Source organism: Rhodoferax sp. UBA5149, from assembly GCF_002413825.1.
Lineage (GTDB): Bacteria > Pseudomonadota > Gammaproteobacteria > Burkholderiales > Burkholderiaceae_C > Rhodoferax.
On the sequence record NZ_DHXT01000160.1, the window covers coordinates 21,389 to 32,503 of the forward strand.

The window sequence follows — 11,115 nt, forward strand, 5'->3', positions numbered from 1 at the left end:
AAAAAACTCACAGCGCCCGTGGGTCGGTCTGCAGCAGCGTTGCCACCAACGATCGCAGGCTGTTCTGCAGGGCAGCAAAGCCGTCCGTGATCTCCAGCGTCTGTTCATTCATGTAGAGCTTGCGATTGATCTCCACCTGGACGCTGTGGCGCTGGCGTGCCGGGTCGCTGTGGCGGCGCACCAGCTCCACCCCCTTGTACGGGTGGTTATAGGACACGCTGTAGCCCAAGCCTGCCAGATGCTCACAAATTTGGAGCGACAGAGGACCGGAGGCCGTGGTCTCGTCGCGATTTCCGATCACGAAGTCGGCATGCGACTCACCCGGAAAATCCGTCGCATGGCTGGACGCCACGGCCGGCATGGAATGGCAATTGAGGTGAATGCTGTAGCCGTGGCGCGCATGGGCCGCATCAATCGCGGCGCCAACCGCCGTATGGTACGGACGCCAGCAGCAGTCGATGCGCCCGCGCACCTCGGCCACCGACAACTGGCGCGCATAAATGGGAACACCGTCATCCGTCATGCGCCAGATCAAGCCTTTGCCGAGCCGGACCTTGGACATCATCACGGGGTCAGTCTCGACCGGATCTGGCCAAGCTTCGCCCAACAGGGTGGCATCAATCTCGGTGATGTTGCGGTTGGCATCCAGGTAACTGCGCGGGAAAAACGCTTCGATCCAGGCGACACCCAGATCAGGGACAAAGTCGTAGAGCTTTTCCACATGGGTATCTTCGGCCCGGCGCAAACTCATCCGGTCACATGAAAAACCGAAGTCAGTCGGATAACGGGTGCCACTGTGAGGCGAATCGAGCACCAGCGGCGTCGTGCCCGGCAAGAAACGAAGCAATGAAGTCACTCAAATGCCGAGCCTGGGCAGTTCGTTTCAGGATCCTGCCAGCAAAACAAGGCCATCCACCCGCGCGCCACCCGAAGCGTCAGCGAGCCTGAACTCAGACACGACTTGCGCCAACCGATGCGCCTGCTCGCGCAGGCTTTCAGCCGCCGCGGCCGACTGCTCCACCAGCGCCGCGTTCTGCTGCGTCATCTGATCGAGTTCCATCACTGCCGTGTTCACCTGCGAAATGTCGTCGCTTTGCTCAGAAGACGCGGCAGAAATTTCCCCAATAATGTCGGACACACGTTTGACTGAACTCACAATTTCAGTCATGGTTTTCCCGGCATCGGCCACCAGCCGGGAACCGGAGTCCACCTTGGCAACCGAAACACCGATCAGGTTTTTGATTTCTTTGGCCGCCTCCGCCGAGCGCCCCGCCAAACTACGCACCTCGCTGGCCACCACGGCAAAGCCGCGACCTTGCTCGCCGGCACGGGCCGCCTCCACCGCGGCATTCAAAGCCAGAATATTGGTCTGAAACGCAATACCATCAATGACGCCGATGATGTCGGATATTTTTCTCGCGCTGATGTTGATCTCTTCCATGGTGGAGACCACTTGTGCCACCACCGCGCCACCCCGAACCGCTACCTCGGTCGCCGAAGCAGCGAGTTGGTTGGCTTGGCGCGCGGCGTCGGCGGATTGCCTGACCGTGCCGGTGAGTTGATCTGTGGAAGACGCCGCACGCTGCAAATTGGACGCAGTCTGTTCGGTGCGGTTGGCCAGGTCCTGGTTGCCGGTGGCAATCTCGGCACTGGCAAGACGAATGGACTCAGACGAGTCGAGCACCGTGGAGATGGACTGATTCAGCTGCGCCGTCATGGTGCCCAGCGCTCGCATCAGGTCGCCCACCTCGTCCTGACGCTGGCTGACGGCCTCGACATTCAGGTTGCCGCTGGCGACCTCGTTGGCGAGGTCAGCCGCGCGCGCCAGCTCAGCCACTATTTTTCGCTGCATCAACCACGACAAACTGACCGCCACACCGGCGGCCAGCAGGCCCACCACGGCCAGGATCAAATTCGTATTGCGCGAGCGTTGCTGAGAGGCCGCAATGGACGCGTTTGAAGCGGCCTCGACGCGGGCCACAATCAAACCCATGGTTTTGGCGACTGTGGTAAAGGTGGCGTCCGCCGCCTGCATGGAAGCAATGCCGGTCACCGGGTCACCGGCCGCGATATCAATTGACGAGTCAGCCTGCCCCGCGTACTTGTCAATCTGCTTGTTCAAGTCTGCCACAGCCGTACGTAACTCGGCATCGCCACCCGCAGAGGCAATTGCACCGACCACCCGTTTGACACTGTCCAACTGCTTGGCGAGGTCAGCCCGAACGGACTTGATTTTGGCCTCATCCATGGAGCCAATGACAGACACCGTGCGGTAAACATTGGTATGGACATGGTCCAGTTGCTGCTGCGCCGAACCGATAGTCTTGAAACCTTCCAGACCGGCTTTCGAACTTGTCTGCGCTTTGCCTGCCTCCTGGTTCATCAATACGGCATTGATCTGACCAGACACCAGAACCACCACCGCAGTCAACAAGGGTGCGGCAAGCAATTTCAAACCTAACTTCATGACATCTCCAGAAGGAAGTCCGCCTCGATAGCGGACCATCCGTTGTTTACACACATGATACCCACCTGCAGCTGGTTTCCAGTCTAGGGCTTACCTGTATCGATGAAAATCAAATCGGGGACATCCATGACGGACTTTCCGTGAACATTACCTAGTCCCAAGGTACCATTCTGACCGCAATCTGAACGACACCATCCAAAGAGAGCCATCATGGAAGACTTTTTCATTGAAAACACCCGGATTGATTCGGAAATAGGCGACGGCATTTCATTCACGGTTGATATCCACGGCGTGGCGCATCGATTCTTTGTGAGTCGGGAGACACTGGGCGAGGTCGAGCGCACCCTGCTCGCTAACAATCACGACATGGTCGCCTCATTCGAGCGCCAAAGCGATAAAGTCAAACAGGCCATCTCGAACACCCTCAAGTTCGGCAGCAGCCACAACATCACGTTCCTGAAAACGGCGTTTTTCAACTGAAGCGCGACAAAACGCATTCACCGGAAACAAAAACAAAAAAGGACTTAGCGAAACCGCTAAGTCCTTGTTTTATAACCAATAAATTGGTGGGCAGTGCAAGTTTCGAACTTGCGACCCCTGCAGTGTGAATGCAGTGCTCTACCCCTGAGCTAACCGCCCTGAATTCGTTTCAGGAAAGCCTTGGATTATGCCAGACTTTCAAGCCGCCAGACGCCAAACCGTTTTACTGCCACTGGCTTTGTCAATCTGTTTGAGAACGTCGTCATGGGCGGCGCTCTCCTGATCATTGGCGGCCAACACCGGCAGATCAATGGCGCGCAGATCAATCTGCACAAGGCTGGCGCCGGTATTTTCAGTCGACCCGATATCGATCAGCAAGGCATCCTGACCGCGTGTCAAGTTGATATAGACATCGGCCAGCAGTTCAGCGTCCAGCAGGGCACCGTGCAGGGTGCGCCCCGAATTGTCAACACCCAGCCGGTCACACAGCGCATTCAGCGAATTGCGCTTGCCGGGGAACATTTCCTTGGCCATGACCAGGGTGTCCGTCACACTGGCCACGAATTCCCTGAACAAGGGGCGGCCAATCAACTCCAGTTCCTTGTTCAAAAACCCGACATCAAACGCGGCATTGTGAATGATGACCTCAGAATCTTGCAGGTACTCCAGAAGTTCGTCTGCCACGGCTTCGAACTTGGGCTTGTCCTTCAGGAACTCGGTCGTTATGCCGTGCACCTTGAGCGCCTCTTCATGGCTGTCGCGCCCGGGGTTCAAGTAAAAATGCTTGTTGTTGCCGGTCAGTTTGCGGTTGAATAGCTCGACACAGCCGATTTCAATCACCCGGTCACCGTTGTCGGCTGACAGGCCGGTTGTTTCGGTATCCAGAAAAATTTGACGCATAGCTAATTCTTGCGGTTTGAGTGACGCGCGTGGGACTTAATGGTTCTCTTTGGCGTGATTGATCGAGTATTTGGGAATCTCCACCACCACATCTTTTTGCGCCAGAATGGCCTGGCAGCTCAAACGCGACTTGGGTTCCAGACCCCAGGCCCGGTCGAGCAAGTCGTCCTCGTTTTCATCTGATGCATTGAGTGATTCAAACCCTTCGCGCACGATGACGTGGCAGGTGGTGCAGGCACAACTCATCTCGCAGGCGTGCTCGATGTTGATGTGGTTGTCTAGCAAGGCCTCACAAATCGAGGTGCCGGCCGGCGCCGAGATTTCAGCACCCTGCGGACAGTACTCGGGATGGGGCAATATTTTGATGATGGGCATGTGTTTATCCGGTGGGTCTGCTTCAGACCGTCTCGATGTTTTTTCCGGCCAACGCTTTTTGAATGCCACGGTTCATGCGCATGGCGGCGAACGCCTCGGTGCCTTTGGCCAGCGCCTGGGTCGCAGCTTCAATCAGCGCCGCATCTTCCAGCGGCCGTGCGGCGCGCACCTCGTCCATCAAGCTGTCAATGGCGGCCAGATCGGCGCTCGACAGCAAATCACCGTCGGCGGCCAGCGCGCTTTCGGTCGCCAGCAGCATGCGGTCGCCATCGACCCGGGCCTCGACCAGCGCACGGGCTTTCATATCGGCCTCGGCGGTGGTGAAACTGTCTTGCAGCATCCTGGCAATCTGATCGTCGCCCAACCCGTAGGAGGGCTTGACGTCAATGCGGGCTTCCACACCACTGATCTGCTCTTTGGCACTGACATTCAACAGCCCGTCCGCGTCCACCGTGAAGGTGACCCGGATGCGCGCAGCCCCGGCGGCCATCGGGGGAATGCCGCGCAGCTCAAAGCGCGCCAGGCTACGGCAGTCCGCCACCAGGTCGCGCTCGCCCTGCACCACATGCAGCGCCAGCGCGGTCTGACCATCTTTGTAGGTGGTGAAGTCCTGCGCCTTGGCCGTCGGAATGGTTTCGTTGCGCGGCACGATGCGCTCCACCAGGCCGCCCATGGTCTCGACACCGAGCGACAGGGGAATCACGTCCAGCAGCAACAAATCACCACTCAAATTGTTGCCCGCCAGCTGGTTGGCCTGAATCGCCGCGCCCAAAGCGACGACCTCATCGGGATTGAGGTTGTTCAGCGGCGCTTGGCCAAAGAAGCTGCCAACGGCCTGCTGTATTTGCGGCATGCGGGTGGAGCCGCCCACCATGACCACGCCCTTCACATCCGCCACCGACAGCTTGGCATCGCGCAAGGCTTTGCGCACTGCCACGAGGGTGCGGGCAGTCAAACTGCTTGTGACGGCCTCAAACTGCGCAACATTGACATCAAATAAGACCTTAGTCCCCGTAAACATTGCGCTGAACGCTACTGATTTGGTAGCAGACAGGGCTTCCTTGCAGACCCGTGCTGCCACTTTGATCGCCGCCTTATCGGACGCTTCGAGCGCCTGCACGCCACGCTGCGCCAACACCCAATCCGCCAACGCATGGTCGTAGTCATCGCCGCCCAGGGCCGAGTCACCGCCCGTGGCGACGACTTCAAACACACCTTGGGTGAGCCGCAAAATAGAGATATCAAAAGTGCCGCCGCCCAGGTCGTAGATGGCATATACCCCTTCGCTGGCATTGTCCAGGCCATAAGCAATGGCCGCCGCGGTGGGCTCGTTGATGAGACGCAGCACGTTCAGGCCCGCCAGTTGCGCCGCGTCCTTGGTGGCCTGGCGCTGCGCGTCATCAAAATAAGCGGGGACCGTGATCACGGCGCCATAGAGATCGTCGCCAAAAGTGTCTTCAGCGCGGTAGCGCAAGGTGGCCAGAATATCGGCGCTCACCTCGACCGGTGATTTTTCACCCTGCACGGTTTGCAGTCCGAGCATGCCCGGGTGGTCCACAAAGCGGTACGGCAGCTTGTCAGCCCCGCCCACATCGGAGAGGCTGCGACCCATGAAACGCTTGACCGAGGCGATTGTGTTTTCAGGGTCCAAGGCCAGTGCTGCCTGGGCGTCAAAACCAATTTGACGCGCGCCGCCACTCTGGTAGCGAACAACAGACGGCAAAATGAAACGGCCTTGCGCGTCAGGCAGGCACTCGGCGACGCCATGGCGCACCGAGGCCACCAGTGAATGGGTGGTACCCAAGTCGATACCCACCGCGACGCGCCGTTGGTGCGGATTGGGAGACTGACCGGGTTCTGAAATTTGTAGAAGCGCCATGATTATTTTTTTGGAATCGAGGCGCTATTGTCCCCGGTCTGCAGTGTCCATTCGGTCGAGGCGGGCTTCAACATCATTGGCAAATTTCTCGATGAACATCAGCGCCCTCACCTGCTGCGCAGCCCCCGTGTAGTCATGTTGCGTGTCCAGCAGTCGACCGCATTTTTGCAGCGCCTCCTGCCGCGCCGCCATGACATGCGCATTGAGATCCTCCAGTTCAGCGACACCGCTGGCCTCATCCAGAGATTCGCGCCAGTCCATTTGCTGCATCAGGAACTCAGTCGGCATGGCCGTGTTGTTCTCGGCATTGAGCGGGGCGGCGTTCAACTCACACAGATAGGCGGCACGCTTGAGCGGGTCTTTGAGCCGCTGGTAGGCCTCATTGATGCGCACCGACCACTGCATCGCCAGGCGCTGCGCAGCAGCGCCCTGGGCGGCAAACTTGTCGGGGTGCGCCTCACGTTGCAGATCTTTCCAGCGCGCGTCGATGGCCGCACGATCCTGCGCGAATTGGGGAGTAAGACCGAAGAGTTCGAAATCGCTGGACTGCAGATTCATACCCGAAACGACTCGCCACAACCGCAGCGATCACGTTCTCGCGGGTTGTTGAACTTGAAGCCCTCGTTCAGGCCTTCGCGGACAAAATCAAGTTCCGTCCCGTCAAGGTAAGCAAAACTCTTGGGTTCAACCAACACCTTGACGCCAAACCCTTCAAACACCATGTCCTCGGGTTCGACCGCGTCAACATACTCAAGTTTATAAGCCAGGCCCGAGCAACCGGTGGTCTTGACGCCCAGTCGCACACCGACCCCCTTGCCACGTTTGGCAAGGTAGCGAGTCACGTGCCGGGCAGCAGCTTCAGTCAACGTTACAGCCATGTCAGTGCGTCTGTGGTGCGAGGTGTTTTTGTTTGTAGTCATTCACTGCAGCCTTGATGGCGTCTTCGGCCAGGATGGAGCAATGAATCTTGACCGGCGGCAAAGCCAGCTCTTCAGCGATTTCGCTGTTTTTGAGCGCCGCCGCCTGGTCCAACGTCTTGCCTTTGACCCACTCGGTCACCAGGGAAGACGACGCAATGGCCGAGCCACAGCCGTAGGTCTTGAAGCGCGCATCTTCAATCACCCCGGTGAGCGGGTTGACCTTGATCTGCAGCTTCATGACGTCACCGCAGGCCGGGGCGCCGACCATGCCGGTGCCGACGGTGTCATCACCCTTGTCGAACGAGCCGACATTGCGGGGGTTTTCGTAGTGGTCAACGACCTTTTCAGAATATGCCATTTTGTTTCCTTCAATCAGTTGAGGACAGAGTTTGCGACTGCGCCGCTGCGGCCTGTCCCGCAAAGTTCAAATATTCAGTGCGCAGCCCACTGAATGGTGCTGATGTCAATGCCTTCTTTGTACATGTCCCACAAGGGGCTCAAATCACGCAGCTTGGCGACGTTGAGTTTGATGGTGTCAATCGCGTAGTCAATTTCTGCTTCGGTGGTGTAGCGGCCAATCGTCATGCGCAGGCTGCTGTGCGCCAACTCATCGCTGCGACCCAAGGCGCGCAGCACGTAGCTGGGCTCAAGAGAAGCCGAGGTGCAGGCCGAGCCACTGGATACGGCCAGGCCCTTGATGCCCATGATCAAGGACTCGCCTTCTACGTAGTTGAAGCTCATGTTCAGGTTATGCGGCACGCGCTTGTCCAGATGGCCGTTGATGAACACTTGCTCGACGTCTTTGAGACCCGCCAGCATGCGGTCGTGCAAAGCCTGAATCCGCACGTTCTCGCCCGCCATCTCTGCCTTGGCAATACGGTAGGCCTCGCCCATGCCCACGATCTGGTGCGTGGGCAGGGTGCCAGAGCGCATACCCCGCTCATGACCACCGCCGTGCATTTGCGCCTCAATGCGCACACGCGGCTTGCGACGGACGAACAGCGCGCCGATGCCCTTGGGGCCATACGTCTTGTGGGCGGTCAAGCTCATCAAGTCAACCGGCAACTGGCTCAAGTCAATGTCCACCCGCCCCGTTGCCTGAGCGGCATCGACATGAAAAACAACGCCTTTTTCGCGGCAAATCGTCCCGATCGCGGCAATGTCCTGGATCACACCAATTTCATTGTTGACGAACATGACGCTGGCCAGAATGGTGTCCGGGCGAATCGCGGCCTTGAAGACTTCAAGATCAAGCAGACCATCCGACTGCACATCCAAATAAGTGAGTTCAAAGCCCTGGCGTTCCAGCTCGCGGCAGGTGTCCAGCACCGCTTTGTGCTCGGTCTTGACCGTGATGATGTGCTTGCCTCTGGTTTTATAAAAACCAGCCGCGCCCTTCAGCGCCAGATTGATGGATTCAGTTGCCCCCGACGTCCAGACAATTTCGCGCGGGTCGGCGCCAATGAGAGCGGCCACCTGCTCGCGGGCTTTTTCAACCGCGGCTTCGGCTTCCCAGCCCCAGGCATGGCTGCGGGATGCGGGGTTGCCAAAGTGCTGGCGCAACCAGGGAATCATGGCGTCCACCACCCGCTCATCGCAAGGGTTGGTGGCACTGTAATCCATGTAAATCGGAAAGTGAGGTGTGGTGTCCATGGCTGGCTCGCTGCTGGCTAAATCAAACAAAAATCAGGTCTTGGAAAACGCATTGCCCAAGGCAAACACCGAGTTGGGTGCATTGATGCGAATGGGTTTGGATACCGGCATGGCGGAAATGGCGCGCTTCACGCTGGGCTTGTCTTCCACTTGCAGGCCTTTGGCCAACTGGTCGTCCACCAGCTTTTGCAGGGTCACCGAATCGAGAAACTCCACCATGCGCACATTCAGCGCGGTCCAAAGGTCGTGCGTCATGCAACGAGCCCCCTCGCCCAGGCAATTTTCCTTGCCAGCGCAATGCGTGGCGTCAATCGGTTCGTCCACCGATGTGATGATGTCGGCCACCGTGATCTCAGCCGGGTTGCGCGCCAGGGTGTAGCCGCCTCCGGGACCGCGCGTGGATTCGACCAATTCGTGCCGGCGCAACTTGCCAAACAGCTGCTCCAGATAGGAGAGCGAAATCTGCTGGCGCTGGCTGATGGCCGCCAGCGTCACCGGGCCGTTGCTCTGGCGCAAACCCAGATCAATCATCGCTGTCACCGCAAAGCGACCTTTTGTAGTGAGACGCATGGCATACTCCTTGAGTCGTATTTAGTTGGCTAGTGGTAGCGAGTATAGCAAGAATCCGACTAATTTGCTCGGGTATCTAGACTACTCAGTCACACCTAAGAAATTTTCCCATCAGATGAAATAACAAGCAGATTGTCGCTGCCTGATGCGCCGAAGGCCTGTTCCTTCAAGATGCCCAGTTGATCGCGCACCCGAGCCGCTTTTTCGAACTCCAGATTGCGCGCGTGTTCCAGCATCAGCTTCTCCAGACGCTTGATTTCCCGCGAGACGTCTTTCTCACTCATATCCTCGACCTGGGCCCGCTGCAGGGCATCGCGCTCCAGTTTTTCGGCCTCTTTACCCGCCTTCTCGCTGTAAACCCCATCAATCAGGTCTTTGACCTGTTTCACGATGGAGCGCGGCGTAATGCCATGGGCTTCGTTGTACGCCACCTGTTTGACGCGCCGCCGCTGCGTCTCGCCCATCGCCTTTTTCATCGATTCCGTCACCTTGTCGGCGTACAAAATCGCTCGTCCGTTCAAATTGCGCGCGGCGCGGCCAATGGTTTGGATCAAGGAGCGCTCGGAGCGCAAAAAGCCCTCCTTGTCGGCGTCCAGAATCGCCACCAGAGACACTTCGGGAATATCCAGGCCTTCGCGCAGCAGGTTGATGCCGACCAGCACATCGAAGGTACCCAAGCGCAGGTCGCGCAAGATTTCCACGCGCTCGACGGTCTCCACATCGCTGTGCAGGTAACGCACCTTCACGCCGTTGTCGCTCAAATAGTCGGTCAGCTGCTCGGCCATGCGCTTGGTGAGCGTGGTAATCAGCACCCGCTCATGCTTTTCAACCCGGATGCGGATCTCCTGCAGCACGTCGTCCACCTGACTGGTGGCCGGGCGCACCTCAACCTCGGGATCCACCAGCCCGGTCGGGCGCACCAGTTGCTCCACCACTTGCCCCGCATGGTCTTTTTCCCACTGCGCCGGCGTGGCGGACACGAAGATGGCCTGGCGCATCTTGGTCTCAAACTCCTCAAACTTGAGCGGGCGGTTGTCCAGCGCGCTGGGCAGGCGAAAGCCATACTCCACCAGCGTGGTCTTGCGCGCCCGGTCGCCGTTGTACATGCCGGTAAACTGGCCGATGAGCACATGGCTCTCGTCCAGGAACATCATGGCGTCCTTCGGTAAATAGTCGGTCAAGGTGGCGGGCGGCTCGCCGGGGGCGGCGCCGCTGAGGTGGCGGGTGTAGTTCTCGATCCCCTTGCAGTGCCCTACTTCACTGAGCATTTCCAGATCAAAGCGGGTGCGCTGCTCCAGCCGCTGGGCTTCGACCAGCTTGCCCATGCCGACCAGCTCTTTCAAGCGGTCAGACAGCTCCACCTTGATGGTTTCCACCGCGGCCAACACGCGGTCGCGCGGCGTGACGTAGTGGCTTCTGGGGTATACGGTAAAGCGTGGAATCTTCTGGCGAATGCGCCCGGTCAGCGGGTCGAACAGTTGCAGGGATTCAATCTCGTCGTCGAACAGCTCGATGCGAATCGCCATCTCGCTGTGCTCGGCCGGAAACACGTCGATGGTGTCGCCGCGCACCCGGAACTTGCCGCGCGAAAAATCGGCGTCGTTGCGCTGGTACTGCATGCGCACCAGTTGCGCGATCAGGTCGCGCTGACCCATTTTGTCACCCGCACGCAGGGTCATCACCATCTGGTGGTAGGCCTCGGGCTGGCCAATGCCATAAATGGCCGACACCGTGGCCACGATTACCACGTCACGCCGTTCCAGCACACTTTTGGTACATGAGAGGCGCATCTGCTCGATGTGCTCATTGATCGCCGAGTCTTTCTCGATGAACAGATCGCGCTGCGGCACATAGGCCTCGGGCTGGTAGTA

The 11,115-nt window shown here is 58.6% G+C and carries 12 protein-coding genes and 1 tRNA gene; 1 reads left to right on the forward strand and 12 read right to left on the reverse strand.

Going from position 1 to position 11,115, the window contains the following annotated elements:
- Nucleotides 1-7 precede the first annotated feature (7 nt).
- Nucleotides 8-856 (reverse strand): N-formylglutamate amidohydrolase, encoded by an 849-nt coding sequence (locus B3V69_RS14275; RefSeq protein ID WP_296447609.1) that lies wholly within the window; start codon nt 854-856, stop codon nt 8-10.
- Between the two features lie 27 nt (nt 857-883).
- Nucleotides 884-2,467 carry a methyl-accepting chemotaxis protein gene (locus B3V69_RS14280; protein ID WP_296447610.1) on the reverse strand — a complete coding sequence of 528 codons (1,584 nt, stop codon included), beginning with the start codon at nt 2,465-2,467 and terminating at the stop codon, nt 884-886.
- 210 nt (nt 2,468-2,677) lie between these two features.
- Between B3V69_RS14280 and B3V69_RS14285 the strand changes: the two genes are divergently transcribed.
- Nucleotides 2,678-2,947 (forward strand): hypothetical protein, encoded by a 270-nt coding sequence (locus tag B3V69_RS14285; protein WP_296447611.1) that lies wholly within the window; start codon nt 2,678-2,680, stop codon nt 2,945-2,947.
- Nucleotides 2,948-3,031: 84 nt separating this feature from the next.
- On the opposite strand, the gene B3V69_RS14290 is transcribed toward B3V69_RS14285, so the two are convergent.
- From B3V69_RS14290 to uvrB, 10 genes are all read right to left on the reverse strand, one after another.
- A tRNA-Val gene (locus tag B3V69_RS14290) sits at nt 3,032-3,106 on the reverse strand.
- A 39-nt stretch (nt 3,107-3,145) separates the two neighbouring features.
- Entirely contained in the window at nt 3,146-3,847 is a 702-nt protein-coding gene (gene dnaQ / locus B3V69_RS14295) for a DNA polymerase III subunit epsilon (protein WP_296447613.1), read from the reverse strand.
- A 36-nt stretch (nt 3,848-3,883) separates the two neighbouring features.
- Nucleotides 3,884-4,222, reverse strand: a complete 339-nt coding sequence (gene fdx / locus B3V69_RS14300) for an ISC system 2Fe-2S type ferredoxin (RefSeq protein WP_296447615.1) — start codon at nt 4,220-4,222, stop codon at nt 3,884-3,886.
- Between the two features lie 22 nt (nt 4,223-4,244).
- On the reverse strand, nt 4,245-6,101 hold the full coding sequence (gene hscA, locus B3V69_RS14305) for a Fe-S protein assembly chaperone HscA (RefSeq protein ID WP_296447617.1): 1,857 nt from the start codon (nt 6,099-6,101) through the stop codon (nt 4,245-4,247).
- A 24-nt stretch (nt 6,102-6,125) separates the two neighbouring features.
- Nucleotides 6,126-6,659 carry a Fe-S protein assembly co-chaperone HscB gene (hscB, locus tag B3V69_RS14310; protein ID WP_296447619.1) on the reverse strand — a complete coding sequence of 178 codons (534 nt, stop codon included), beginning with the start codon at nt 6,657-6,659 and terminating at the stop codon, nt 6,126-6,128.
- The gene (gene iscA, locus B3V69_RS14315) at nt 6,656-6,979 is read right to left on the reverse strand and encodes an iron-sulfur cluster assembly protein IscA (RefSeq protein ID WP_296447621.1); all 324 of its coding nucleotides are present in this window, start codon (nt 6,977-6,979) and stop codon (nt 6,656-6,658) included. The genes hscB and iscA overlap by 4 nt, the downstream gene beginning before the upstream one ends.
- A gap of 1 nt (nt 6,980) precedes the next feature.
- On the reverse strand, nt 6,981-7,379 hold the full coding sequence (gene iscU, locus B3V69_RS14320) for a Fe-S cluster assembly scaffold IscU (protein ID WP_296447623.1): 399 nt from the start codon (nt 7,377-7,379) through the stop codon (nt 6,981-6,983).
- A 74-nt stretch (nt 7,380-7,453) separates the two neighbouring features.
- Complete coding sequence (locus tag B3V69_RS14325; protein ID WP_296447660.1) at nt 7,454-8,674, reverse strand: IscS subfamily cysteine desulfurase; 1,221 nt, start codon at nt 8,672-8,674, stop codon at nt 7,454-7,456.
- A 33-nt stretch (nt 8,675-8,707) separates the two neighbouring features.
- Entirely contained in the window at nt 8,708-9,244 is a 537-nt protein-coding gene (locus B3V69_RS14330) for a Fe-S cluster assembly transcription factor (RefSeq protein WP_296447624.1), read from the reverse strand.
- Between the two features lie 95 nt (nt 9,245-9,339).
- Nucleotides 9,340-11,115 (reverse strand): excinuclease ABC subunit UvrB (uvrB, locus tag B3V69_RS14335; RefSeq protein WP_296447626.1); only part of this gene is annotated, 1,776 nt, incomplete at its 5' end.

Excerpts from the sequence above, each read along its gene's own strand:
- B3V69_RS14330 (WP_296447624.1), bottom strand. The coding sequence starts at position 9,244 with ATGCGTCTCACTACAAAAGGTCGCTTTGCGGTGACAGCGATGATTGAT.
- fdx (WP_296447615.1), bottom strand. The coding sequence starts at position 4,222 with ATGCCCATCATCAAAATATTGCCCCATCCCGAGTACTGTCCGCAGGGT.
- dnaQ (WP_296447613.1), bottom strand. The coding sequence starts at position 3,847 with ATGCGTCAAATTTTTCTGGATACCGAAACAACCGGCCTGTCAGCCGAC.
- iscA (WP_296447621.1), bottom strand. The coding sequence starts at position 6,979 with ATGGCTGTAACGTTGACTGAAGCTGCTGCCCGGCACGTGACTCGCTAC.
- B3V69_RS14325 (WP_296447660.1), bottom strand. The coding sequence starts at position 8,674 with ATGGACACCACACCTCACTTTCCGATTTACATGGATTACAGTGCCACC.
- B3V69_RS14285 (WP_296447611.1), top strand. The coding sequence starts at position 2,678 with ATGGAAGACTTTTTCATTGAAAACACCCGGATTGATTCGGAAATAGGC.
- B3V69_RS14280 (WP_296447610.1), bottom strand. The coding sequence starts at position 2,467 with ATGAAGTTAGGTTTGAAATTGCTTGCCGCACCCTTGTTGACTGCGGTG.
- iscU (WP_296447623.1), bottom strand. The coding sequence starts at position 7,379 with ATGGCATATTCTGAAAAGGTCGTTGACCACTACGAAAACCCCCGCAAT.
- hscA (WP_296447617.1), bottom strand. The coding sequence starts at position 6,101 with ATGGCGCTTCTACAAATTTCAGAACCCGGTCAGTCTCCCAATCCGCAC.
- hscB (WP_296447619.1), bottom strand. The coding sequence starts at position 6,659 with ATGAATCTGCAGTCCAGCGATTTCGAACTCTTCGGTCTTACTCCCCAA.